Source organism: Desulfurobacteriaceae bacterium (genome assembly GCA_039832905.1).
Taxonomy (GTDB): domain Bacteria; phylum Aquificota; class Aquificia; order Desulfurobacteriales; family Desulfurobacteriaceae; genus Desulfurobacterium.
This window is the reverse complement of sequence record JBDOLX010000108.1, coordinates 20,070-46,475: the sequence shown is the minus strand read 5'-3', so window position 1 is coordinate 46,475 and position 26,406 is coordinate 20,070. Positions and strand designations below refer to the sequence as shown.

21 protein-coding genes and 1 riboswitch are annotated in these 26,406 nt (G+C 37.1%); of the genes, 11 read left to right on the top strand and 10 right to left on the bottom strand.

Translation table 11 applies throughout. The features are described from left to right. The 8 genes from polA to ABGX27_08335 form a co-directional block, all read left to right on the top strand. Positions 1–2,339: DNA polymerase I (gene polA, locus ABGX27_08370; protein ID MEO2069501.1), on the top strand; the 2,339-nt coding region annotated here is incomplete at its 5' end. 2 nt (positions 2,340–2,341) lie between these two features. Next, the gene (locus ABGX27_08365) at positions 2,342–3,007 is read left to right on the top strand and encodes an O-methyltransferase (GenBank protein MEO2069500.1); all 666 of its coding nucleotides are present in this window, start codon (positions 2,342–2,344) and stop codon (positions 3,005–3,007) included. Position 3,008: 1 nt separating this feature from the next. Next, positions 3,009–3,129: riboswitch (molybdenum cofactor riboswitch) on the top strand. A gap of 61 nt (positions 3,130–3,190) precedes the next feature. Next, the gene (locus ABGX27_08360; GenBank protein MEO2069499.1) at positions 3,191–4,384 is read left to right on the top strand and encodes a porin; all 1,194 of its coding nucleotides are present in this window, start codon (positions 3,191–3,193) and stop codon (positions 4,382–4,384) included. A 64-nt stretch (positions 4,385–4,448) separates the two neighbouring features. Continuing rightward, positions 4,449–5,186, top strand: coding sequence for a molybdate ABC transporter substrate-binding protein (modA, locus tag ABGX27_08355; GenBank protein MEO2069498.1), 738 nt, complete (start codon positions 4,449–4,451; stop codon positions 5,184–5,186). A gap of 3 nt (positions 5,187–5,189) precedes the next feature. Further along, positions 5,190–5,861, top strand: coding sequence for a molybdate ABC transporter permease subunit (gene modB / locus ABGX27_08350; protein MEO2069497.1), 672 nt, complete (start codon positions 5,190–5,192; stop codon positions 5,859–5,861). After that, positions 5,855–6,700: a ModD protein gene (gene modD, locus ABGX27_08345; GenBank protein MEO2069496.1), complete on the top strand. Its 846-nt coding sequence runs from the start codon at positions 5,855–5,857 to the stop codon at positions 6,698–6,700. The genes modB and modD overlap by 7 nt, the downstream gene beginning before the upstream one ends. Further along, complete coding sequence (locus ABGX27_08340) at positions 6,694–7,740, top strand: ABC transporter ATP-binding protein (GenBank protein MEO2069495.1); 1,047 nt, start codon at positions 6,694–6,696, stop codon at positions 7,738–7,740. Before modD ends, ABGX27_08340 begins: the two co-directional genes overlap by 7 nt. After that, entirely contained in the window at positions 7,737–8,759 is a 1,023-nt protein-coding gene (locus ABGX27_08335) for a molybdopterin-binding protein (protein ID MEO2069494.1), read from the top strand. The genes ABGX27_08340 and ABGX27_08335 overlap by 4 nt, the downstream gene beginning before the upstream one ends. Positions 8,760–8,790: 31 nt before the next feature. Here the strand turns inward: ABGX27_08335 and ABGX27_08330 are convergent, their stop codons facing one another. The 3 genes from ABGX27_08330 to ABGX27_08320 form a co-directional block, all read right to left on the bottom strand. Next, positions 8,791–10,218 (bottom strand): hypothetical protein, encoded by a 1,428-nt coding sequence (locus ABGX27_08330; GenBank protein ID MEO2069493.1) that lies wholly within the window; start codon positions 10,216–10,218, stop codon positions 8,791–8,793. A gap of 34 nt (positions 10,219–10,252) precedes the next feature. Continuing rightward, positions 10,253–12,265, bottom strand: a complete 2,013-nt coding sequence (locus tag ABGX27_08325) for a clostripain-related cysteine peptidase (protein MEO2069492.1) — start codon at positions 12,263–12,265, stop codon at positions 10,253–10,255. 86 nt (positions 12,266–12,351) lie between these two features. Further along, positions 12,352–15,300 carry a hypothetical protein gene (locus tag ABGX27_08320; protein ID MEO2069491.1) on the bottom strand — a complete coding sequence of 983 codons (2,949 nt, stop codon included), beginning with the start codon at positions 15,298–15,300 and terminating at the stop codon, positions 12,352–12,354. A 155-nt stretch (positions 15,301–15,455) separates the two neighbouring features. Between ABGX27_08320 and glp the strand changes: the two genes are divergently transcribed. Together glp and ABGX27_08310 are read left to right on the top strand one after the other, a co-directional pair. Next, positions 15,456–16,649 carry a gephyrin-like molybdotransferase Glp gene (glp, locus tag ABGX27_08315; protein MEO2069490.1) on the top strand — a complete coding sequence of 398 codons (1,194 nt, stop codon included), beginning with the start codon at positions 15,456–15,458 and terminating at the stop codon, positions 16,647–16,649. Positions 16,650–16,671: 22 nt separating this feature from the next. Then, positions 16,672–17,124, top strand: coding sequence for a cytidine/deoxycytidylate deaminase family protein (locus tag ABGX27_08310; GenBank protein MEO2069489.1), 453 nt, complete (start codon positions 16,672–16,674; stop codon positions 17,122–17,124). Here ABGX27_08310 and murB read toward each other — a convergent pair. Genes murB through kdsB form a run of 3 tightly spaced genes read right to left on the bottom strand, consistent with a single transcriptional unit; the run spans position 17,108 to position 20,272 of the window. Beyond that, complete coding sequence (gene murB / locus ABGX27_08305) at positions 17,108–17,935, bottom strand: UDP-N-acetylmuramate dehydrogenase (GenBank protein ID MEO2069488.1); 828 nt, start codon at positions 17,933–17,935, stop codon at positions 17,108–17,110. The genes ABGX27_08310 and murB overlap by 17 nt on opposite strands. After that, positions 17,925–19,544, bottom strand: coding sequence for a CTP synthase (locus ABGX27_08300; GenBank protein MEO2069487.1), 1,620 nt, complete (start codon positions 19,542–19,544; stop codon positions 17,925–17,927). Before ABGX27_08300 ends, murB begins: the two co-directional genes overlap by 11 nt. Further along, a complete protein-coding gene (kdsB, locus tag ABGX27_08295) occupies positions 19,544–20,272 on the bottom strand; it encodes a 3-deoxy-manno-octulosonate cytidylyltransferase (GenBank protein MEO2069486.1) in 729 nt (242 codons plus the stop codon). Before kdsB ends, ABGX27_08300 begins: the two co-directional genes overlap by 1 nt. Positions 20,273–20,388: 116 nt before the next feature. Between kdsB and ABGX27_08290 the strand changes: the two genes are divergently transcribed. Next, positions 20,389–20,880 carry an Hsp20/alpha crystallin family protein gene (locus ABGX27_08290; GenBank protein ID MEO2069485.1) on the top strand — a complete coding sequence of 164 codons (492 nt, stop codon included), beginning with the start codon at positions 20,389–20,391 and terminating at the stop codon, positions 20,878–20,880. 36 nt (positions 20,881–20,916) lie between these two features. Here the strand turns inward: ABGX27_08290 and ABGX27_08285 are convergent, their stop codons facing one another. From ABGX27_08285 to ABGX27_08270, 4 genes are all read right to left on the bottom strand, one after another. Next, positions 20,917–22,302, bottom strand: a complete 1,386-nt coding sequence (locus tag ABGX27_08285) for a Ni/Fe hydrogenase subunit alpha (protein MEO2069484.1) — start codon at positions 22,300–22,302, stop codon at positions 20,917–20,919. Further along, positions 22,299–23,219, bottom strand: coding sequence for a F420-nonreducing hydrogenase (locus ABGX27_08280; GenBank protein MEO2069483.1), 921 nt, complete (start codon positions 23,217–23,219; stop codon positions 22,299–22,301). Before ABGX27_08280 ends, ABGX27_08285 begins: the two co-directional genes overlap by 4 nt. After that, positions 23,206–25,482, bottom strand: coding sequence for a hydrogenase iron-sulfur subunit (locus ABGX27_08275; protein MEO2069482.1), 2,277 nt, complete (start codon positions 25,480–25,482; stop codon positions 23,206–23,208). Before ABGX27_08275 ends, ABGX27_08280 begins: the two co-directional genes overlap by 14 nt. Before the next feature lie 54 nt (positions 25,483–25,536). Further along, a partial coding sequence (locus tag ABGX27_08270) for an iron-containing alcohol dehydrogenase (protein ID MEO2069481.1) occupies positions 25,537–26,406 on the bottom strand: 870 nt, incomplete at its 5' end.

The following is a 26,406-nucleotide window of genomic DNA, read 5'->3' as shown; positions in this document are numbered from 1 at the left end:
ATGTTAAGAAAAAAACTTTTAGGAGCAAGATTTTTAAAGACTATAAAGCAAACAGAAAAAAGGCGCCCGATAATTTTAAAGTGCAACTACCTTACATTAAAAAATTCTTGGAATGTTTCGGAGCCAAAGTTTTGGAAAAAGAAGGATTTGAAGCCGATGACGTTCTTGGAACTGTGGCTAAAAAACTTTCTAAAGCCCGTATCAAAGTTGTAATAATCACTCCCGACAAAGACATAAGACAGCTTATTGACGAAAATATTTCAGTGCTTTCGGTAAATCCACAAACTAAGGAAAAAAAACTTTACGACCTTGAAACATTTAAAAAAGAGTATGAAATGGAACCCTCCCAACTTCCAGACCTTTTTGGTCTTTCAGGAGATTCTATAGACAACATTCCGGGAGTTCCGGGAATTGGCGAAAAAACGGCTAAAAAGTTCATTTTAGAATTTAAAACTCTTGAAAATCTTTATGAAAATCTTGATAAACTAACAAAAAAGAAAAAAGAGCTCTTAGAAAAATATAAGGAGCAAGCCTTTTTAAGTAAAACGCTTGCAAAAATAGAGACAGATGTTCCAATTGATGTTTCTCTACAAGACTTAGAGCTACAAATCCCAAACGGAGAATGCCTTGGTGAAATCTTAAAAGAACTCGAGATGAAAAGTATTCTATCTGAACTTAAAAAACTCTTTCCAGATATTGAGCTTGGAAAGGAAAAGCTTGAAAAGAGTAAAGAGATTCCAAAAGAAAAGTTAAAAGAGAAAATCTTTCCAAAAGATCTTTTTTCTTCTTCTGAAGTTGTTGTCATTTACGATGGAGAACTTATAGTTGCTACTTCCGATGGCTACTCTCTCCTCAAGAAAGACGAGATTTTAGAGTTTTTACCAAGAAGAGGAGTTATCTATACTTTTGATTTAAAAAAACTTTACCACGAATTTGGAGAAAAGATAAAAGATTTTCCTTTTGTAGACCTTTCTTTATGTGAATATCTAATAAATCCTTTGAAAAAGGGATATTCTGCAAAAGAGATTTTGGAAGAAAGACTAGAAATTACAGATATGGAAAACGTCAGAGATTATTCCCATTATACTGTAACTATTGGAAAAAAGATCTTAAAAGAACTAAAAGAGAAAGGTTTAGAAAAACTTTACAAGAAAATAGAACATCCTCTGTCTTTTGTCCTTTACAAGATGGAAGAAAGGGGAGTTTTGTTTGATAAAGATTACCTCTTAAAGTTTGGAAAAGAGCTCTCGCAAGAAGCCCAAAAGATAGAAGAGAAGATTTTCCTCCTTGCAGGAGAAAGGTTTAACTTAAACTCAACAAAAGAGTTATCCAGAATCCTTTTTGAGAAATTAGGATTGAAGTCTTTCAAAAAAACTAAAACCGGTTATTCGGTAGATGCTGAAACTCTTGAAAAATTAGCACTTCAAGGAGAAGAAATAGCTAAGCTAATACTGGAACACAGGAAACTTTCAAAGTTAAACAGTACTTTCGTTAAAGGAATTATTAAGTTTATGGATGAAGATGGACGGGTTCATACAAAGTTTTTACAAACAAGTACAGCAACAGGAAGGCTTTCAACTCACTCGCCCAACCTTCAAAATCTTTCCACGGCTAGTGACCTTTCAAAGAAGATAAGATATTCGGTTATTGCCCCTCACGGTTTTAAACTGGTTTGGGCAGACTATTCCCAGATAGAGTTAAGAGTTCTGGCACACCTTTCAGAAGATGAAAAACTGATTTTGGCCTTTAAAGAAGGAAAGGACATTCATACAGAAACCGCTGTTCATCTTTTTGGGGTTCCGGAAAGTAAGGTTGACGAAAAGCTTAGAAGGGTTGCTAAAACTGTTAACTTTGGAATCATATACGGTATGACTCCATACGGTTTATCGGAACGCTTAAAGATTTCAGTAGAAGAAGCTAAAGAATATATAGAAAGATATTTTAAAAAGTTTCTAAAGGTTAGAGAATACATAGAAGAAACTTTAAAAGAGGCTTACGAGAAAGGTTATGTAAAGACCCTTTTTGGAAGGATTAGACCATTACCTGAGCTTAAATCATCTAACCATAATATAAGAAGCTTTGGAGAGAGGGCAGCAGTGAACGCCAAAATTCAAGGGACAGCCGCCGATATAATGAAACTTGCAATGGTAGAACTATATAAAAAGCTGAAATCTCTTAAAGCCCATATGACCTTACAAGTTCACGACGAGATAATCATTGAAACACCAGAAGAATCTTTGGAAGAAGTTATAAGAACAACGAAAGACACAATGGAAAACGTTGTCAGACTTTCTGTACCCTTAACTGCTACCGTTAAGTTTGGAGATCATTGGGAGTAAAGGTGGAGTTTAAAAGGTGGAAAAATTTAAGTGAAATAATACCTGAACCTATTGAGTTTTTTGTTCAAGAATTTTTCAAGCGGGAACCAATCTTTTTGGAAATAGAAGAGTTTGCTAAGGAAAATAAAGTCCCAATACTTCTTCCCTCTTCAGCAATTCTTTTAAGGTTTTTAGTTTCTGCTTTAAAACCAAAGAAAATCCTTGAAATAGGAACTGGGATAGGTTATAGCACCTTACATATGTTCTTTGCAAACAAAAAAAGCCAAATAACAACGGTAGATGTAAACAGGAAAAGAACGGAAATTGCAAGAAGATTTTTCGAAAAAGCGAAAGCTTATATAGAGATTTTGGAAGAAGATGCATTTGACGTTGTAAGGAAATTCTTAGCGGAAGATGAAAAGTTTGACCTCATTTTTGTAGATGTTGGAAAGTCTGAATACGTCTTTTTTAACTACAAAGTTCAGGCACTCCTTACAGAAAAAGGAATAGTTATCTTTGATAATGTTCTTTTTAGAGGTTATGTAGCTACCGATGATGTTCCTCAAAAGTATGTTCGTTCCATAAACCTTTTAAAGAAGTTCTTGGAAGATATAAAAGAGTATCCAAATTTTGAAAGTTTCCTTGTTCCTGTTGGAGATGGTTTACTAATTTTGAAAAGTGTATGTTAGAATTAACCCTGGGTTCCGAGTCTGACTGCCTAAGGGCTTTAAGCCTATGGGGTCAGACCGATAGGGTATGTCTGGAAACGGGCATGCCTCCCGGATTGGAAAGGAACCCAAAGAACTTGCAGTTTAAGGGGCCAGTTCCAATCCGGGGCTGGCCCCTTAATTATTTTAGGAGGAGGTTTTAGGATGAGGAAGAGCTTATTCGCTCTGAGTCTCGTTCTTCTCTCTTCTCAAGGTTTTGCTAAGGAAGTCTCAAACGAAGAAATCCTCCAAAAGCTCCAACAACTGGAGCAAAAAGTCAGCCAGCTTGAGGAAGAAAACAAAAAGCTAAAAAGTCTCCTCAAGAAATCGGGCTACACGGTAACACCCCGTAAGAGGACAGAAAAGCTTCAGGTTGATGGAAGAGTCCTCTTCAGGTTCTCTCAAGCCGAAGATTTAGATGAAGGTGAAAAAACTATATACGGCGACCCAGGAAATGGATTCCTTATTAGAAAGGCAAGAGTCAGATTCCACGGAAAACTAAACGACAACACTGGTTATATGATTCACATCAGATCTGACAGGGGAAGTAACGTAGAACGCTGGGATGCTTACGTTGACTACAAGTTTGACTCAATTCCTATCTCTTTAAAAATGGGACAGTTTAAAGTTCCCCTTTCTATGTCCTACCTGAAATCAGGAACAACTCTCTGGTTTCCCGAAAGACCCATCACGGTTAACAAAATTGCTCCTGTCTGGAGAAATGTTGGTATAGCAGCAACTTACGTTCCTTTAAAGAACTTGAAGTTTGCTGCTTCTATCCTCAATGGAGAAGGATGGAGCTCTAACGATAAGATTTATAACAAGGATAAGAAATATCTCTACACCTTTGCAGTTGATACAGTACCAGTCAACAATGAAGATTTCAGATGGAGAGTTAGAGCTGGATACGAAACAGGTTACGACAGATACTCCAAACTTGTCTATACAGCTTATGGAGCCTCTGTTGTAAAGAGAAATCTCTTTGATGTTGAAACGAGACTTGATATAAAACCCTTAGGTTTAGCTTTTGAGGGAGGATACCTCTACGACAATCCAACAGATGCAAAAGACAGCAGTGGTAATCCTGTAAACCTTGGGAATGCGAAAGGTTTTTACATTCAAGGAGATTATGCAGTGCCTACCATCAAAGGATTACACCTTGTAGGAAGGTATTCCTGGCTTGATCCAAACGACAATGTTGACGATAAGAACGATGTTGATTACACAAGTGTTGGTTTTTACTACCTCTTAAATGGCTGGCAGGCTGCAGTTAGGTCAGCTTATATCTGGGCAAATGAGAGACACGGAGACGAAATTGCTAACAACCTGTTTGTAACTGAATTCCAACTTCTCTTTTAAATAAGAGGGAGGTGCCCAAGGCACCTCCCATTTTCAAAACCATGAATGCAAAAGGAGGAGAACTATGCGTCTGATCTTAACTGTGTTTATGTTTATTATAACCTTTATGTTTTCAAACAGTTTCGCTGCAGAGATCTCCATTTCTGCTGCAATGGGGACAAGAGAACTTGTTTCTGAGATCGGGGACAGGTTTGAGAAACAAACGGGTAACAGATTAATTTTCAACTTCTCATCTTCTGGAAAACTTGCAAGGCAGATAGAAGCTGGAGCTCCAGCTGATGTTTACATTTCCGCTTCAAAGTTCTGGATGGACTACTTAGTCAAAAAGGGAGTTGTAGATAAGGAGAGTGCCTTACCTTTTGCCAAGACAAAGTTGGTTCTTGTTGTTCCTAAGAATTCAAAAGTAACCTCCTTAGAAGAAGCAGAGAAGATAGCTGTAGGTGACAAGCTTGCTCCTGTTGGTAAGTATGCTCTGGAAACTTTAAAAAACCTCGGTCTTTACGAAAAAGTTAAGGAAAAGTTAGTGTTTGCACCAACTGTGAGGCAAATAACAATCTGGGTTGTAACAGGAAATGCAGATGCAGGAATTATTTACTACTCTGACTATATGAAATTTAAAGATAGGTTGAAACTCATAGAAGTCTTTCCAGAAAGTTCACACAGACCAATAATGTTCTACGTGGGTTTAGTTAATTCTTCACAGAAAAAGAACCTTGGTAGGGAGTTTGAAGAATTCCTGCTTTCTCAAGATGGAAAAGAGTTTGGAAAGTTTGGTTTCTTTAAAGTCAATGAGGGTAGGTAAATGATGGATCCTCAAGCTCTTTTTTCAATAAAACTCTCGCTGAAAGTTGCAACTCTCTCTTCTCTTCTCGTCTTCCTCTTCGGCCTCCCCGTTTCTTACTTTCTTGCAACAAGGAGCTTTCCACTTAAAAATCTAATTGATGCTCTTGTTACTCTTCCCCTTGTCTTTCCACCGACAGTTACAGGCTATCTACTTCTTCTCATTCTTGGAAAAAACGGCATTATCGGCGCTTTCCTCTACAAACTCTTTCACACAGGCATTGTCTTCACCTGGTATGGGGCTGTTGTTGCCGCTTCTGTTGCTGCTTTTCCAATTTTCGTCAAAAGTTCAAGGGCAGCAATTGAAGCTGTTGACAGGAATCTTATAAAGGTTTCCTATACTCTCGGAAAGGGTGAGCTCCAGACCTTTTTAAAAATCGTCCTCCCACTTGCAAAGAAGGGTATTGTTGCAGCACTTATTCTCTCCTTTGCAAGGGCTCTTGGAGAGTTTGGAGCAACCCTTATGCTTGCAGGGAACATTCCTTTCAAGACAAATACGATTCCCCTTGAAATATACAGTGCTGTTTCAGGAGGAGATTTCCAGAAAGCCAACATCCTGACTGCAATTACGGCTGTGATTTCCATTGCAATTATCTACCTGATAAACAGACTGACCCAGGGAGAGAAGAGATGGTAGTTTTTACTGAAAGTGAAATTGATAGACTTGTTGAGGATGATGTTCCTTACTTTGATTTAACAACCTTCGTTCTTGGAATTGGAGATAAGGAGGGAGAGATAACTTATTCTTCAAGGCACGAAATAGTAGTTTGTGGAACTGAGGAGTGTAGGAGAATACTTGAAAAGTTTGGGGCAAAAGTTCTTGAGTCTGTTCCCAGCGGAACGTTGGCTTCGGCAGGTGAGGTTTTACTAAGGGCAAGAGGAAAAGCTGAAGTACTTCACAAAGTCTGGAAAGTAACGCAAAACATTTTGGAGTACGCATCGGGAATAGCTACTAGAACTAAAAATTTAGTTGACCTTGCCAAAAGTGTTAATCCTGATGTTGAAGTTGTTACAACGAGAAAAACTTTTCCTCTTTCCAAGAAAATTTGCATAAAAGGAATTCTTGCTGGAGGAGCTCTCCCCCACCGGTTAGGACTTTCTGAAACCGTTCTGATTTTTGAACAGCATTTAAAGTTCTTTGGTGGTCTGGAGAATTTCTTGAAGGAGCTCCAGTCTTTAAAGAAGAGAATTCCAGAGAAAAAAATCACAGTAGAAGTGAACTCGGTAGAAGAGGCTTTTATGGCTCTGGAAGCTGGAGTTGATGTGGTTCAGCTTGATAAGTTCTCGGTAGAAGATGTCAGGAAAGTTGTAGAGTTTAAAAGGGAGAATGTTCCTTTTGCAAAAGTGGCTGACGCTGGTGGCATAAATGAACAAAATATCAAACTCTATGCTTCTACCGGAGTTGATATCGTAGTTCTAACCTGTGCCTATTTTGGGAAACCTGCAGATATTAAGGTAAGGATAGAGCCATGTTAACCGTTTCTGTTAGGAAAAAACTAAAAGATTTTTCCTTAGATGTAGGTTTTCATTCTGAAGCCAGAATAACTGCCCTCTTTGCCCCTTCCGGTTCTGGGAAGAGCCTCACACTTCAGGCAGTGGCAGGTCTTATAGAGCCGGATGAAGGGAGAATAGAGGTTAACGGAGAGCTCTTCTTTGACTCTGAAAGGAGAATTAACCTCCCGCCCCAGAAGAGGAGGGTCGGTTACCTCTTTCAGGACTATGCCCTCTTTCCCCATATGACCGTTATAGAGAACATACGTTACAGCAGTAAAGATGAAAAACTTATAGAAAGACTTTTGGAAATTCTTGAAATAGATTCTGTTAAAGATAAGTATCCTTCTGAGATATCCGGTGGTCAGAAACAAAGGGTTGCCTTAGCAAGGGCCCTTGCAACCAAACCCAAAATTCTTCTTCTTGATGAACCTTTTTCTGCCCTCCATAAAAGTCTAAAGCTTTCTCTTTATGAGGAGATAAAGGAAATCCAAAAGATTTTTGAAATACCAATTATCTTAGTAAGCCACGACATAGACGAAGTTTTTGAACTGGCAGACTTTATGGTAGTAATGGATAAAGGAAAAGTTGTTCAAGTTGAAAAGCCCTTTGAAGTTTTTATGAGTCCAAAAAATGAGAAAGTCGCAAGACTTCTGGGACACAGAAGTTTTCTCAAAGGAGAAGTCCTAAAGATAGAAAAGAAATACGTTTTTGTAAAAACCGAAAAGGGATTTATCCTTAAATGCAAAAGAGACGAAAACTTGAAAGCTCATGATAAAGTCCTTGTATCTATTCTTCCCTTTTCTCTTGCTTTAAGTCCAACTGCCGAATCTACTAAATTAACAGCACTCGTTAAAAAGATTGAGTTTAGGCGGGAAATTACAAAAATTGTTATAGACCTTGGAGAGGAAGTAGAGTTATCTATTCCATCTTCACTTTCTCCAAACTTTATAATAGAAGAAGGGAGAACAGCTACTTTCTACCTTTGCGCAGATTTTATGCCAGTTATTAAGGAGGACGTATGAAAAGAAAAGTAAAAGTTGAAGAAGCGGTTGGAATGATTTTAGTTCATGACATTACAGAAGTTGATCTTGACAGAAATTTTAAAGGAAGAGTTTTTAAAAAAGGACACATAATAAGAGAAGAAGATGTTGAAAAGCTTAAAAAACTTGGTAAAGACTATATATACGTATTGGAACTATCGAAAGATGAAATCCATGAAGACGAAGCAGCAATTTTGCTTGCTGATGCTTTAATGGGAGAAAACACCTATAGAGATAAAGAACCAAAAGAAGGAAAGATAAACATATACTCTAAGGTTTTCGGAGTTGTGAAGATAGACGTTGAAAAGCTTATAGCTTTTAACTCGGTTGGGGAACCTTCATGTCCAACCATTCACAACAATATGTACGTAAAGGAAGGAGACAAATTAGCTGCTGTAAGGATAATTTCGTTAATAGCAAAAAAAGAAGAAATAGAAAGGGCTATAAACATTGTAAAAGGTGGAATTATTAGAGTTGTTCCTTTCACTGAAAAAAAGGTTGGAATTATCATTACTGGAAATGAAGTTTACTACGGAAGGATAAAAGAGAAGTTCTATGATAGACTGAAACCAAAGCTTGAATTCTTCAAAGCAAAGGTAGAAGAAAAGATAATCCTACCGGATGATAAAGAACAGATAAAACAGAAAATTAAAGAGTTTGCTAGCAAATACGATATGGTAGTTTTAACAGGTGGAACTTCTGTTGATCCAGATGATGTAACTTATAAGGCTGTAAAAGAAGCAGGAGTGGAAAACTTCATAAGGGGAAATCCTATTCAACCGGGAAATATGCTCAGTATGGGATGGTTAAACGGTAAACCTATTGTGGCAGTCCCGGCAGCAGCACTCTTTTTTAAAGCTACTTCTTTTGATATCTGGCTTCCACGACTTTTAATAGGTGATGTAATAACAAGAGAGGAAGTTGTTGCAAAGTGCCACGGGGGATTATGCCATAACTGTCAAGTATGTGTATTTCCAATATGTCCTTTCGGAAGACCTTAAGAAAGGGGGAAAGGCTACTCCCCCTACTTTTTTAAAAGTAAAAGTTTAAAGAGGTCGAAACTCCAAATCTGTCAGGTTTAAATCCATCATCCTTACTAAGAATCTTTTGATAAAAACCTTTTAACTCAATTCCAAAGTAGTAGTTAAAATCAAGCTCAGTTGAAACAAAAGGTCTTAAGAACCAATAACTTCTGTTTTCTTTATCGTTAAATCCGTAGTAACCGAGAGATGCTCCAAGAGAGAAAGATAAAAGGTTATTTCCAACCATGAAAAGGAATTCTTCTTCATTTCTCCTATATACTTTTAAACCTACAGTAGTTTCAGTTTCAAAACCGTAATGGTCATGACTATAACCCAAAGATGTTCCAACAAAAGCTTTAAAAATTGGATTTCTCAAAGAATAGAATTTTTGGTAAGAGGCAAAGAAAATGTTATAAGGAGTTCTATATCCGAGCTTTATTCTGCGGTGGAAAACTTTATCTAACTTCCACAAGCGAATTTCTTTTGTTATTGTTCTCCCTTTTTTCGAGCGAACTTTAAATATCCTAGTTTCGTAGCCATTGTATCCCTTTACCTTAATAATATGTAATTTTTCTTGCGGCTCACCTTCAATTGAGTTTTTTCTTTTACCATCTATAAATACGATTCCATTTCCTTCTACAACAATAATTCTTATAGAAGCAGGTAGAGTATCAAAAACTTTCTCCTTTATTGAAAGAATCTCACTTATTGCCCTATCAAATCTCCTTTCACAGGCTTTACAACCTTCAAATTCTCTTGCTTTTTCTCTTAACTGAGAAATAGCATCTTCAACTTCCTCGCTAAATTCCGAATAATCTATTCTGTTTTCGCGAAGTTTGTTTTCGTCTTCCTTTATCCTCGAACGAATAGTTTTTATAAAGCTCTCTACCTTTTCTATCTTAATCTTTTCTATTTTTTTATCTATTCTTGTTACTGTATCTTTAAATTTATCTTCTCCAACGTTTGCACCAACTAAACTTGCAACGGTGTAAAGTGTAGAAAGTCTTCTTCTTATCTTTAAAAGCTCATCAATATCGTTAGTTGTATCTACTTTTGTAAGTTCAGTTTTAAAGCTGCTTTCTATCAATTTCCTATATTTATCTTTTCTTATAAAAGTTACATAAGTGCCGTTACAGCTATTGGTTTCTAAATTTCCAACAATAGCAGTAGTAGAGATAAGTGTATTTTGATTAAATTTTCCTGTGTATTTTCCATTTTCTCCATTTATAATTTTTGAAGACTTAGAGTCAACGAACGTATAAATATTCTTTGCCAGCTCTTCTTTTGCTTTATCAGGAGTATCTCCCATCCCACACCAATAATTACTCCCAAGCTGATTGCAACTACAAACTTTTTCCACATCTGCAAAAGACACAGCTGGAGATAGAAAAGATGTTATACCCAAAAAAGCAAAAAGCAAAATTTTTTTATTTTTCATTCTTCCTCCTAATTTTTTGGGTCTTTATTATAAATTAATTGATATTCAAACCATTCACTGCTTTTGACATAGTTTCAAAAATTTCCCTAACAAACTCTGTATAATTTGGAAGAGTTGAGTTATAACTATCAACGAAATTTAGGTAACTATGTAACGACAATTTAGGAAGCTCATCATAGTTCAAGGAAGTATAAGGATAAATGATGGATAAACCTGAACCTGTTACATTGAAATTAACAGTTCCGTCACCGTTGAGAGTTAAATACTTAGTGTAAAGCTGATCGTAATCTTTGACGGTAGTGTAGGTATTCAGAAAGTCTAAAGCAGACTGGACGGTGTTAGAGTCAAAATAAGGCACTACTCCATAGGAAATAGTATCAACTGTGTAGCCGAGTTCTGAAAGTCTTGCTGTAAACCCTATTCTTGTAACTGTATAAAGGAGGTCAAAACCAAGTCCATTGTAATCAGTACCACTGTAAAACCAGTGATAAGCGCCATTTCCATCAGTAAATAGAGAATATGGATTAGTGCAGTTATAGAGTCTATTGGCTATCTCGTCTGAAAAGTTATAGTCAGTAGAATCACCTGCCCAAAAGGTTCCAAAATAGGTGTTTGTATCTCCATTCTCAAAGTGAGAGTAAAAATAGTTGTAAAGTCTTCCTGTATAAATTTCATTTAGAGCCGTTTCCTTTAAACTTAGTGCGAAATTTTCAAAACTGCTTCTCAAGTTTTCAACTGCAGAAGTTTTAACTGCCGTTAATCCTATGGTTGTATAAGACCCGCTGGTGATTATGGGATTTTCTGAGTAATACTCCACATATCCGTCAACTATACTTTTTGCAATACTCCAAGTATCACCAATAGCTTCGTACCATAGAGGAAGGTAGTAGTAAACTTTACCCCAACCGTCTCCTGGTTCGTACTCTGGAGAGGCTACAATAACTTCTGCATAAGGAGAAATTAGAGAAAGGGTGGAGAGCTCTCCCATCAAACATTCATCAAAACCAATAAGTTCAAAGTTTACTCCTTCAGACTTTAAAGGTAAAAGAACTGTTTCTACGAACTGTTTTGTGCCAAGCCAAGTTATCCCAGAAGAACTTTCATCGGTAAAGTATTCAAAAAGAACGCTTCTTGTTGTAGGTGTAGGTAAACTAGTCCAACCATCACCATGATCAGAAAGAATAAGATCGTAGGATTTAGCCGGATACATTCTTACAACAATCTCTATAAGTTCTTTTAAATGGTTGGAAAGATTATCAGAGAGTGAAAACCAAAATCTCACTCCACTCTTGTAGTAGTTGTAAGGATCGTCTTCAAAAAGGATACTTGAGATATCAAAATCAAGAGTCGGAAAAGTTTTTCCACTTGAGGGATCTAAAACAAAAATGTCGGAATTTCCATCAAGTCCACTTTTCCATTCACCATCCCAGATAACCACAAATTTAGTATTTTGAGTAGGGTTATCTTGAAGCCCTGCCACAAGGTCGTTGTAGTTATTCTTTAAAAATGAAGTAAGGGAAAGAGCTCCTAAATCGTCTCCCTCCATAACTATGATTACTGTTTTATCGTAAGGGGTATCATCTACTATTCCACCTAAGGAAATTTTCTTTCCTTCGTAAATATCTGCTATTCCGTTGGAGTCATTGTCAGTTAAAGGAAATAGTTGAATATTTCCTTCCAGTACAGATATACTTAAATTAGAGTTAAGTTGTACCTTACTACTTCCATTTACACTTATAGTGTTAAGACCCGTATAGACTATCCTTCCTTCAGCAGAAGTAAAAACTAGCGTACAGTTAGTAAATTTCTCCCCCGAAAAGAAAATCTCCTCTCTGGAAATCTTATCAGCATTAAATATCCCTTCTTCACAGATAAGCTTTGGAGAAAGTCCAGATACAAAAAGATAAGAAGGAACAAAAGAATCACTAACATTAGAAGCAACTACTGTTAAACCTTCAGGTGGAGGAGGAGAAGAAATTTCTTCATCTTTGCCACAAGAAAAAAGGATAAATAAAACAGTAGAAAAAATAAAAAGGTATTTTTTCACCTAAGATTTACCTCTGAAATCTTCTTAGTAATTTTAATAAAAATTGAGAAAGCCACCCCAAAGGGTGGCTCGATTTGAAAAAAATTTTACTGGGAAAGGACTAATTGATTTTCCAATTCTTCTTGTAAAGTTTTAAGCTGAGGTAGTAACTCGTTCATCGCTGTTTCATCAAAGAATGGTAAGACGCTAGTTTCTATATTACCTTCTTCGTTTATGTCTTCAAAAGTTAGGTAATAAACAGTTCCACCACTAAATGTAAAGTCTCTGCCAAAGAGGGTTATTGTTTTACCCGTAAGATCCAGTTTTTCAATCTCTAAAATTTTTGCTCCATCACTATCTGGACATTGAATTTCATAAATTCCGTTAACTAAAGAAACGCTACACGTTGTATCTGGTGAAAGATCGCTAATAGAAGAGATATTGCTAATTGGTATATCATCTACAGTTACTTGTATGATGTCTGTTGCAAAAAAGTTAACAACAGACAATTCTATTTGATAGTTGTCCATTCCAGGTGAATACAAAGTCTTTCCAACCAATTCATCATAGGTAGTTTCTACAGCATCAGAAGGGATTAGAGAGGAAGTATCTACGCTTGTTGTTTCTGTTGAAAGGTTGTCTGCCTCTTCGACGAAATCGTTTATACTCTTACAGGTGGCTTCGTCAACAACTTGAAGTAAATGCTCATTAACATCGTCTGCAAAAGTATTTCTGACAAAGTAGATACCATTACCCATCTTATAGATTAAAGTAGTTTTCTGAGGATCAAAATCAGGATCTACAGGAGTATATGAAACTACGTTGTTATCTATACTGTAATTAGCTAACAGTATCTCAGATGTAGAGCTTACAAAATACAGTGCTGAATCCGAAGGACTGAAATAAGCACAAAACTCGGGAACCAACTTATTTTCGTCGTTCTCCCAAGTATAGGAAGCTATGTAATTTCCTACAAGTTCATTTGCAGACACACTATAGGGAATTGTGGTAGAGATACACACCTTATCACCATCACTCGGATCTACACACAGAGTGGTGTCATCAACGTAAAAGATTCTGTCAGTAGCACCGTCAGTTTCCTTAATATACAAGCCGTAGGTGTCTTCTTCAAAAGTGCCGCTGCTGTTCCAGTTTGAGTCGTTACAGTTTGTGAGAGTGTATCCAACAATGTTCTCATTACTATCCTTAACCGTTTCAAGGGTGCACGTTACATAGCCGTCGCCGTCGTTGATGTAAACAGGTTTACCTTCGTTTTCTTTCATAAAGGAAATTACATCCTCCATGCTTAAGTTCTTGTAGACCTCGTCTAACGTAGTGATAGAAGAAGAAACAGAAGAATCAGAAGTGGTAGAAGTAGAAGTTGTATCAGTATTGTTAGAGGTAGAAATTACGTTTTTTAGAGTATCTATTATTTGCGACATCGCATCTTCATCAAACGTAATGAAAGTCATAACACTATCTTCAAATCTGTAATCTGTAACGCAGTAGTAGTAAGTTCCATTCTTATCTTGGACAATTCTTAAAAGTTCTCCCCACCAGCCATGGTTATAAATTCCTCTATCAAGGATTAAAACTTTTTCTGGCTGATTACCAATATTTACAGTTTCAAACCAATATCTACCGTAAGCCCCAGAAGGTTCATAAAGTTTTTCATCTGAATCGAATTGAGTAGAAATACCATCATAATCCCAACTAATGTTGTTATCACGGGAGTAGTAATTCACAAATCCTTCAACATCTTCTATTCCATCTGGAAGTTGGTGACAATCTCCACTTTCTAATGTCAAACTTGCTGCTACTACAGATGGTTCTTGCTTAAGTCCAGTTAAAGATAGAATGTATTCTTTTCCACTGTTAAACGTAATGTTAAAGTCAGAAAGTCCTACATCTTCTAAGTCATTCATTCCCTCTTCAAAAACTTGAGAAGCTTTTAAGGTCTTTCCTGCTAAATCCACTACGGCAACGCTGTCTATTCTAACATCTCCATCGTAGTCACTATGGGCAATTATTTTTCCATCCTCTGTAATAATTGTTTGATCTTGCCATCTTTGGTATTCTGGAGATAGTAACTCATCAAAAGAAGTAAAGTATGTTAAGTAAACTCCGTATCCTGTAATGTTAGAACTGTCAAATTTAATAGCCGCAACTACAGGATTATCATCTTTTTCTTTTAGATAGTAGAACGTTTTTCCTATCAAACCTAAAACATCAGAAGAAACCTCTGCATCATTTACAACTTCAAGCTGTTGGTCAAGGTTGTCTACATTATTAACTATTTCAGTTGCGTTAACTTGAGATGTAATTTGGCTAACAATTGCATCAACATCTAAGTTTTCGTCAGTATCTAAAGTAGCGTTCTCTGTGCTGGTTCCGTTGTCAGCGGTTAAAGTTTCTTCAACAGTTTCAACAATAGTAGAAAGCTTATCTTTTACAGTATCTGTAACTGCTACTAAAAGGGCATCCCTTTCGTCCTCAGAAACCTGATCTTCTACGTCATCAAGAATTTCACCTACAACTTCTGTAACAACCTTTGCTACTTCGTGAAACTTTTTATACTCATCATCATAACTTTCCTTTTGAACGTAATCCCCTAAAAGAGAAACATCGGAAGAAACTCCCATCTGTTCTTTTACTTTAAGTTCAGCCTGTTCAAGCGTTAAAGCTGGATTTTTCTCTATTTCTGTAGCTACTAAGGTAGTTAGAGAAAAAACAATGTCAGGTTTCCCAGGAGGTGCTTGAAGAACAACGTCTTTGTCAACTGGTTGGTTAGTGTCCTCGTCCACTGTTTCTCCTACAATTACTTCAGCAATTATTGGATACTTGTTAACCAAACCTGCAGGAACATTTAAAGTATATATTCCACCTTCTTTAGTTGTTGCCGTTGGTTCTCCTAAATCACACTCTTTGTTGTTGTTGTTGAGGTCAAGACACACTCTTGCATTTTTTAAGTAACCGTCTACAACTACACCGCTAACAGTTGTCAGGAGAGTTGTAGTAGAGGTGTCTATTACTTCCTGAGTGGTGTTATCTTTCATTGTCAGAATCGCTGATATTGATGCTACACCTGACTGTTGAGGTTAAGAGTAAGGTTGACAAAGTTAGAAAACTTCGCCACTTTTAAACCATTTTTTTGCCCCCTCCTGATTAAGGTTTAAAATTTTATTAATTATAGACCTAAAAGGAGTTAGAAGTGAAAGCAAAGAGAAATGAAGCGAAAAGAATAATTACCGAAAACTGCAAAAGAAAATTTATAGAAGTAATCACTCTGGAAAATTCCTACGACAGAGTCTTAGCAGAGGATATCTACTCTCCTTGCAATATTCCTGATGAGGATAAATCCGCCATCGATGGATATGCCTTTAACAACAAATCTTTAGCAAAACTTCCTGCAAAACTAAAAATAGTCGGAGAAACTGCAGCAGGAGATGAGGATAAGAAAAAGGTTGATATTGGAGAAGCTGTCTTTGTTATGACGGGAGGAGTAATACCTACCGGAGCAGATACAGCGGTAAGAGTGGAAGACGTAAAAGTAGAGAATGGATATGTGATTGTCGATTTTCCTGTAGAAAAGGGAACACTTGTAAACTTTAAAGGAAGTGAACTAGAAAAAGGAGAACTTGTTCTTGAAAAAGGAACAAGACTTGACTATAGAAAGGTAGGGCTTTTGGCTAATCTTGGTATCTATAAAGTGAAGGTTTATCAGAGACCAACTGTTGGAATTATCACTACAGGTAATGAAGTTTTAGAACCTTTTGAGACTTACAAGAAAGGGTTTGTTAGAAATTCAAACTACTACATCTTAAAAGGTCTTTTGGAAGAATTCGCGAATGTTATCTATTTCGGAGTTGCTGAAGACGATAAAAAGAGTATGATCGAACTTTTTGAGAAAGCTTTAATTTCTGTTGACATTTTAGTCACAACCGGAGGGGTTTCCAAAGGAAAGTATGACTTTGTTAAAGAAGTGGTTAAAAGGATAGGATTTGATGTCAAATTTACAATGACAAATATAAGACCAGGAAGACCTCTAGTATTTGGAGTTAAGGAAGAAACACTTTTCTTTGGACTTCCTGGATATCCTTCAGCGATGCTTGTCAATGCTATCGAATTCTTACTTCCAGCTGTGAGAAAAATGGCAGGTCTAAAGAACTTTGAAAACAACTATTTGACTGCTATAACAACTACTCCTTTGAAATCGAAAGAAGGCAGAGTAGATTTTATAAGAGTTAACTATTTCACAGAAGATGGAGTTCTTAAGGTTAAAGATGCTGGAAGTCAGCAAACCTCAAACTACACTTCTATGGCCTTGTGTAAAGCTTTAGCAGTTGTTCCAGAAAATAGAGGAAAAGTATTAGAAGGAGAAACAGTAGAAGTTCTTTTCATTTAAAAAAAAAGCTAAAGAGGTAGGAATGCCAAGACCTTCATGGGATGAATACTTTATGTCTATTGCAGAAATGGTTTCTACCCGATCCACTTGCCTAAGAAGAAAAGTTGGGGCAGTTCTTGTAAAGGATAAAAGAATTATTTCCACAGGATACAATGGACCTCCTTCTGGACTGAAACACCCTGATGAAGTAGGATGTCTTAGAGAAAAGTTAGGGATCCCGAGTGGAGAAAGACACGAACTTTGTAGAGGATTACACGCAGAACAGAACGCCATTATTCAAGCAGCCCTTCATGGAGTTTCAACCAAAGGAGCAATTCTTTACTGTACCCACTGTCCTTGTTCACTCTGTACCAAAATGCTAATAAACGCTGGAATAACCAAAGTAATATATAAAGAAGGATATCCCGATTGGCTCGCGAAAGAGATAGCCAAAGAAGCTGGATTACCTTTAATAGAATTTAAGAAGGAATCTTAACTTCAAGATCAAGGTTCACGTTAAACTTTTCTTTTACTTTCTTTTTTGCAAGTTCAACGAGAGTTTTAAAATCTTCAAAACTTCCCCCTTCATTTATGCAAAAGTTTGCGTGGAACTCTGAAAATTTTACTTTCCCGACTTTAAAACCTTTAAATCCTGCCATATCTAAAAGTTTTCCAGCAGAGAAACCTTTAGGATTTTTAAATGTAGAACCGCTTGTTCTTACGAAAAAAGGAGGTTGTTTAGAAAGACGTGTAAAAATAAACCTCTTTATCTCCTCTTTCACCTTTTTATTTCTCGTTATCTTAAACTTTGCTTCAAGAATTATTCCTTTTTCCGGAAAAGGAGAACTCCTATAAGAAAAGTTTTCAAAATCTTTTAGAGAAACAATCTCAAAAGTTTCTAAATCAAGAAAAATAACTTCAAGAAGTCTTTCTTTTATCTCCTTCCCGAAAGCTCCGGCATTTTGGGCAACAAGTCCTCCAACTGTAGCTTTTGGAACGCCCGCTAAAAATTCAAATAGAGAGAATCCTTTTTTTATTTGTAGTTTAATAATTTCTCGTAACAAAACTCCAGCACCAAGCAAAATGGAATCTTCGCGAAATTCTACCTTTTTAAAGTGTTTAAGGCTTACAAGCTTACTTTCAATCTTTGGCGGTAAAACGGTGTTTGAACCACCACCAATTACGAAGACTTTTTCATTTTTCAAAAGGGATTTAAGTTCGCTAACATCTTTAGGAAAAAAAACGGGATAGGAGGAACCTATCCCGATGGTCGTCAATACTTTAGCAGGAAGTTCTTTAACCTCCAAACTTTTCCTCTAAAGCCTTAGCAGCCTTTACAAAGTTTACAAATAATGGATGCGGATCTCTTGGACGGGATTTAAACTCTGGATGGAACTGAACCGCTACAAACCAAGGATGGTCTTTTATTTCAACAACTTCAACCAGCTTCCCATCAGGAGAAGTTCCGGCTATCACAAGTCCTGCTTTTTCTAAGGTTTCTCTAAATTGATTGTTAAATTCGTATCTATGCCTATGTCTTTCGGAGATTTCCCTTTTTCCATAACTTTCAAAAGCTTTAGTTCCTTCTTTTAGAACACAAGGGTATGCTCCAAGTCTCATCGTTCCGCCTTTTTCCTTTACTCCCTTTTGATCCTCCATAAGGTCTATTACAGGATAAGGAGTCGAAGAACTGAACCCTCTACCGTGCGCATCCTTTAATCCCGCAACATTTCTTGCAAACTCTATTACGGCACATTGCATTCCAAGACAAATTCCAAAGAAAGGAATCTTATTTTCCCTTGCAAACTTTACAGCTTTTATCTTTCCTTCTACTCCCCTCTCTCCAAAACCACCAGGAACTAAAATACCGCTAATCTCGGATAAAAATTCTTCCGGCTCTTTCTCATCAAGATCTTCAGCACTTACCCACTTAATTTCAACCTTAACGTCGTTATAAGCTCCAGCGTGAACAAAAGACTCTATTATGCTCTTATAAGCATCTGGAAGTTCTATGTACTTTCCAACAATAGCAATTCTTACAGTTCCTCTTGAAGGTTTCTTTATCCTGTTAACAATTTCTTTCCAGTCAGAAAGATTTGCTTCTTGAGACACGGGAAGTTGAAGCTTTTCTATTATAAGTTCATCAATTTTTTCTTTTTGAAGCATTAGAGGAACTTCATAAATTGTAGAAACATCTTTTGCAGTAATAATTTCAGATTCTTTTAAATTAGCAAAAAGTGCTATCTTTCTTTTAACGCTTTGAGGAATGGAACGTTCAGCTCTACAAACAATGATATCTGGCTGAATACCGATAGCCCTTAACTCTTTAACGGAATGCTGGGTTGGTTTCGTTTTTAATTCCCCAGCAGCCTTAACGTAAGGAACATAAGTAACATGAATATAGATGGCATTACTCTTTCCAACTTCTGTTCCAAGTTGCCTTATTGCTTCTAAGAAAGGTAATCCTTCTATATCCCCGACAGTTCCTCCAACTTCAACAATAACAACGTCAACATCAGAAGACATAAGCTGTTTTATCTTCTCTTTTATAAGATTTGTAACGTGAGGAATTACCTGAACTGTTCCTCCTAAGAACTCTCCTTTTCTCTCTTTTTGGATTATCTCTTGGTAAATTTGTCCAGAGGTTATGTTGTTTATTCTTTGCATTGTAGCGTTTGTGAAACGCTCGTAGTGTCCAAGATCAAGATCGGTTTCCGCCCCATCGTCAGTAACGTAAACCTCTCCGTGCTGGTAAGGGTTCATTGTTCCAGCATCAACGTTAAGATAAGGGTCAAGTTTTTGGATGGTAACTTTTAACCCTCTACTTTCAAGAAGAGTTCCAATGGATGCTGCTGTAATTCCTTTACCTATGGAAGAAAGGACACCACCTGTTATGAATATTAGTTTTGAAGCCATTAGACCTCTCCTTTTTCAAGTTTCTCTAAAGCTTTCTTTAAATCCTCTTCTGTATCTATTCCAAAAGTAGGTTCCTCTACTATAGAAACTTTAATCTTACAACCATTTTCAATAATTCTTAACTGCTCAAGTTTTTCAATTTTCTCCAAAAAACCCTCGTCCCAAGAAACGAACTTTTCTAAGGCTTCTTTGGTATAGCCATATATTCCTACGTGTTTTAAATAGTTACTCACAGTTAGTTTACCATCTCTTGGAAAGGGAATAACACTTCGAGAAAAGTATATGGCATAAGAGTTTCTGTCTATTACAACTTTTACATTGTTTGGATCTTTTACTTCTTCCTCAAGAGAAAAATGTGTCGCTATTGTTGCAAATTGTTCTCCCCTTTCTAAAGCATCAACTATCGATAGAACGTGGAAACTTTTTACAAAAGGTTCATCACCTTGAACGTTTACTATATATTTAAAAGGTAAATCTTTTACAGCTTCAAATATTCTGTCTGTTCCACTTTTATGGTTTTTACTGGTCAAAACCGCTTTTGCTCCAAAGTTTTCTGCAACCTCCTTTATCTTCTCGTCATCGGTTGCAACAAGGACATTCTTTGTAATCTTTAAACAGGCTTCAACAACCCAACCTATTAAAGGTTTCCCTTTTAAAGTCCTTAAAGGTTTCTCAGGAAGTCTTGTAGATGAAATCCTTGCAGGAATTGCAATTAAAAAGTCTTCCATCTCGGCCTCCAAAAAATACGCAAAGAATTATAACCCTCTCTTGCAATCTTAAGGTAAGGGTATAAATTTAAAATTGAAGTTGAACTTAATTAAAAAACAATTTTAAGGAGGGAGAAATGTTCGGAGGTTTCTTTGGAAGAAGAGGATTTGATCCATTTGAAGATATATTCAGACAGTTTGCTGAAATGGAAAGATTAATGTCTGAAATGATGAGAGGATTTTCTGGATTCTCTGGACTAGAGACAGCTTTTGAACCTAGAATTGAAATGTATGAAACTCCCGATGAAGTTGTTGTAAAAGCTGAAATGCCGGGTCTTGACAAGGACAGCATTGATGTAAAGGTAAGAGGAAACTACCTAATTATTAAGGGAGTTAAAAAACAAGAAAAGAAAGATGAGAAGGAAAACGTATTCTTTAGCGAAAGCTTCTATGGAGAGTTCCAAAGAATAGTTCCGCTACCTGTGGAAGTTAAAGAGGAAGGAATAGAAGCCATTTACGATAAAGGTATTTTAGAAATTAGACTTCCAAAGGCAGATTCAGCTAGAAAAGAAGTTAAAATTATTGTAAAAGAACCTGATAAAAAAGACGAAAACAAGGACAAAGAGTAAAGAGACGGGGGGGAAGTGATTTCCCCCTTTATATTTTTAGTGGGTTGAACAGGCAAGACATAAATCATAAGGTCTATGGGCGACTTCTAAAATTGAAAGTTTCTCATCAGTTATTTTCTCTTCTTTTTCTAAGAGATAGAATGCAAACTTCTTAACTGCAAGCTGAATAGCTGAGTTATTTATGGTTGTTGGAACTATTAGGTTGGCATCTTTGATAAGTCCCTTTTCATTGGTAACGTAGTGGTGTATCAAAGTTCCCCGTGGTGCTTCTAATATGCCAACACCCTCTCCTTCAAGCCTTGTAGCAGGATTTACTATCTCTCCTCCTAAGATTTCGGGAGAGTTTAAAATTCCTATTAAAAGCTCTGCTTGGTTTAAGATCTCTATTGCCCTTAGCCAGTGGTAAGCGAAAAAGTTCAGAACTGGCTTTTTCCCAAAGAACTCTAAAACTTCTTCCGCTTCCTTCTGTGCCATTGGAGTTGAGTAGCCGTCAGAAACGTTGAACCTTGCCAGTGGTCCAACACTACAAATAGAACTTCCTTCTCCTTCAACAATCCCATTCCAACCAAGCTTTTTAAGGTACGGAAACTTTGAATAACTCCAAGGTAAAACCTTTTCCTCAATTACCTCCTGATATTCTTTTCCTTTAAACCTTACAAGCTCTTTTCCATTAAAATCTTTAACAACCTGGATACCGTCGTAGTAGGTTACTTTACCGTTTTCATCGAGAGTTGCTAAGAAATTGCTTTTAATGTCAAATTTTTCGTTCTTTAAAAACTTGGAGTTTTCCTTATGATAAACGAGAAATTCTTTTACGGTCTCGACCGCAAGTTTCCCAAGTTCAAGACAATCTTTTGCCAATTTTTTAATCTCTTTTAACTCTTCCTCTTTAAGCTTTTTGCTCCAACCTCCGGGAATTGCGGTCGTAGGATGAACGCTCTTTGCTCCAACTATTTCCACTATCTTAGCTGCAGAAGTTCTGAGGTTTACAACTTTCTTTATAAACTCCCTTCCGACCTTTTTTGCAACTCCAAAAAGGTTCTTCTCGCCTTTTGGGGCATCAAGTCCAACAATAAAGTCTGGAAGGCCGAGGGCAAAAAGAACTTCAGTGTGGTCTTCTATGTGGTTTGCAAGAAGAACAACTTTTCTTAAAAGTTCTGCCTTTTTTGGAGGAGTAGTTCCGAAGGCTTGGTCTATTGCTTTTAAGGAAGCCATAAAGTGAACAGTCCTACAGACTCCACAGATTGTACTAACGCTCCTTGGAACTTCTTCTGCAGGCATCCCAACCAAGAACTTTTCGTATCCCATCAGCTCTACAACTTTTAACTTCACATCCTCCAGCTTTCCATTTTCTCCAAAGAGAAGCTCTATTCTACCGTGCCCTTCAAGCCTTGTTATTGGATCTATTAAAACCTTTCTCATTTTCTTTCCCCCAACTTTTCCTTGAGAATCATAGGTAAAGACTTAACGAGAGAATATCTATAAAAGAGATGAACAGAAGATGGAATCTTTTTTAGGAAAGAAATGTCTTCAAAAGAGGTAGCAATCGCAGATATCGCTTTAGTTCCAAAGTCTCTAACTCCTGGAATAGGTCCTCCACAACCTCTGCAAGGAACGTTTGCTTTTGTACATCTTGCTCCACAGTCCCCTTGGGTTACAGCACCCAAACAAAGATACCCCTGTTCAAGGAGACATTCATCCTCTTTTGGAACGTCAAGAAACCTTTTAACTTGGGTAATTTGTTTTTTCTTCTTACCCTTAAGAATTGGATTTCTCGGACAGACATCGCAAACAGCTTTTCCCATCGTTAGCCAGCTACCCTTTGGAGGAAGACTACCGTCAATAATTGTTTTAAAGATCTTTTCTATGTGTTCCCTTGATGGTGGACATCCACCAACGTAGTAGTCAACTTCAACAACATCGTCCAAAGCTCTTGCTCTCTTTAGTTTTGGAACTTCTCCACTGAGTAAACTTTTCCACTCTTTGCCGTAAACTTTCTGTAGTATTTCTTCATCTTTAAAAAGTGCAGAAAGTCCCTTCACTCCTCCACAAGAAGCACAGATACCGAAAGCTATCAAAACTTTGCACTTTTCCCTCATAACTTTGGCAATTTTTTCATGTTCTTCGTTTCTTATGTTTCCAGTAACGAAACCAAAATCGATACTCTTTGGAGGAAGTTTTTCTGGATCTTCGTATTTAAAGTCGGCTATGGTCGGGGCAAAGAACGTAATTTCAACATTATCGAGAAATTCTAAAAGTTTTTCCCCTGTGTCCAACAAAGAAGTATCACAACCGGCACAACCACCAGCCAAGTAATATGCAAACTTAAGCTTTGACATTTTCAACCTCCAAAGCTTTTAAAACTTCCCTTATCGCTTTTGCAAGTTTCTTACCTTGTGGAACTCCTATGTATTCCCATCTAACTACCTTGTTTTTAACTCCCATAAGTTCAAGCATTTCCTTAAAGGCTTCAATTCTCCTTTCCTGCATGTAATTTCCAAAAACGTGGTGGCAGTTGGCAACAGGACATCCTGCAACAACAATTCCATCGGCAAGGTCTTCTTCAAATATTTTTGCTATCACGTCCAAGCTAAGGGAAGCTGAACATCTAATTCTTATTGTTCTAAAGTTTTCTGGAAGTTTTTCTTTATGTTTTATTCCCATTAAATCTGCAGCTCCATAAGCACACCAATAACATAAAAACGCAAGAACTCTCGGTTTTCCTTTTTCTAAGTTTCTAAAGGCAACCTTTGCCATTCTTAATATCTGCTCGTCCTCAAGGTTGTTAAACCTTATTGCCTTTGAAGGACAAGGTGGATAACAGAGACCACAACCTCTACAGAGGGATGGGTCTATGAAAACTTTTTCGTCCTTAGTTATGGTTATAGCTCCGTGGGGGCAACAGCTAAGACAGGTTTCACACCTTGAACACTTGTCTTGATCTATGGTGGAGTAGTATTTCTTTCTCTCCCCCTTTAAAGCTTTATAGACTCTAACTGCTCCCCCGAGGGCTGACTCTATAGACTCCTGAACATCTTTAAATCCTTTCGCTCCTCCAATTACAAAGACTCTCTTTACGAAAGTCTCTAAAGGATTTATTACTCTTGGCTGGAACTCTAAAGGAAACCCAAACTTATCAAGTTGTAGATCAAGCATCTTGGAAATTTTTACCTGTTGAGGAACTAGAGGCTCTGCAAGAACTACAAGGTCTGAGGTGTAAATACTGTTGGTGGTAGCTACTTCTAACTTTCCTTCTTTCCTTTCAACCTTTTCAACAGCTTCCTTTATAAATTCAACTCCAAGTTTTTTAGCCCTTCTTCTAAACTCCTCAAAAGCTCTACCGGTAGTTCTTAATTCTTTGGCGAAGATTCTAACCTTTACGTTTTTGTTGTTCCTCTTTAAGAGGAAAGCCTGCTTTATCACTATATTGCAGGTGATCTTAGAACAGTATCCAACCTTGTCTTTTAGACAAAGAACAAAAGATACTTCCTTTGGACTTTCTTTAAACAGTCCGTTGGCAAGATATCTCTCAAACTCTCTAAGAGTTAAAACTCCTTCTTCTCCGTAAGAAAGATTTTCGAAGACTTTCATGTCGTAGCTCGTAAATCCTGTAGCGATGACCACCGATCCAAACTCTTCAGTTATCGTTTCTTCCTTAGCATTAAGATTTATTGCGTTTTGAGGACAGACTTCTTCACACTTTCCACACTTTGTACAGGCTTCATCATCTATGGTGTAGTAGTCAGGAATTGCCAGCGGTAAAGGTTTGTCTATTGCTTTTATCTTTGTCTTCCCTAAGTTGTAAGGGTTCGGAACTTCTACTGGACAAACCTTCGAACACTCTCCACAGGAAACACACTTATTGGGATCAACGTAAAGAGGTTTTCTTTCTATCTTTACTACAAACTTTCCTTCCTTCTTTTCAACATCGACAACTTGAGAAGAGGTTAAAACTTTTATCTTTTCTTTTCTAAGCAGCGTATCCCTTCCAACGACCGGAACGACACAGTCGGTGGTGCAGAAAGAAGGAGAAGACTCCGACTGCCAGAAAAGCGCAACCTCTAAACCTTTTCCTCCAAGGTAAGGCTTCTCTTCAACTATCGTGGACTCTATTCCCAAGTCTGCCAACGCTTGGGCACACCTTTGTCCAGCAATTCCTCCACCAACTATTAAGACCTTTTCTTTTATTTTTTCCTTGTAGGATGGAATGTTTGACCTAAGTTTTTCCAAAGCCATAGAGAAAGAATCTTTTATCTTTCTATCTATCCCTTCTAAATCATCGTGGATGTAAAAGCACTGTTCCCTAAGATTCACAACTTCGTAGAAAGAAGGGTCTATCCCCAAGGAGACTAAAGTTTTTTCTATCATGTCTTCATTGAACTTTAAAGAAGACCTTTCGGAACATCCTCCAAAAACAATTCCGTCAACTTTTCCTTTTAAACAGCTAAGCTTTTCATAAGGAGAAACGCAGAGGTCATCTGTGATAACTACCTCTTTTATTCCTTCCACCTCTTTAAGGTAATCTTTAACCGAATCAAAATCTATCTTTTCCTTTAGTTTTCCTCCGCAAGTGCAAAAAACAACCCCCACATTCTTTGCCATTTTTCACCTCTTCAGGGTTATTTAATGCCTTATTGTAATATAAGAATTAAAAAATTAGAAGAGTTTTTGAAGAATCTCCCTAATATTCCTACTTTCCGGAATTCTTGGAAGATTTGACATTAAAAATTTCTTTTCCATAACAAGGTCAACAAAAGTTGAAATATCCTCGGAAGCCCCCCCAACATCTTTTAATGACTTTGGAATCCCCAAGAAGTCTAAAAATGAACGAAGGTTATTTAAAACTTCTTCCATTTCAGAACCCAATCCCATAGCTTTTCCTATTTCTTCAATTTCCTCTTTTGCAGATAGTCCATAAAACTCAAGAACAGGAACTAAGAAAATCCCATTTGCAAGCCCGTGAGGAACTCTATAAAGAACTCCAAGAACGTGTGCCAAAGTGTGAACAAGTCCAGCTCCAGCGTCGGTAATTGCCATACCACCAAGTAAACTTCCAAGCATCATTTTCTCTCTTGCTTCAAAGTCCTTTGGATTCCCAAAACACCGAGGGAGACTCTCGGCAATTAGCTCCATAGCTTTTAGAGAGTAAAGTTTTGAAATACTGCTCCTCCTTTTTGACAAAAGGGCTTCTATTGCGTGGGTTAATGCATCAACTCCCGTATAAGCTGTTGTCCTTGAGGATTTTGTTATAGTAAGGTCTGGGTCATCAATAGCAAGAACAGGAAAGAGGAAACGGGAAATTAAAGGTGCTTTTCTTAACTTTTTCCTGTCGGTTAAAACAGCGTAAGGGGTTACTTCTGAACCGGAACCTGAAGTTGTAGGGACTGCTACAAGAGGAACAGCAGGATTTTCAAATTTTTCAGGAATACCTATGTAATCCTCAATTTCCCCCTTATTTGTAAGCATTGCAGAAACAACTTTTGCCACATCTAGTGGGCTTCCTCCACCAATAGCAACTATCAAGGT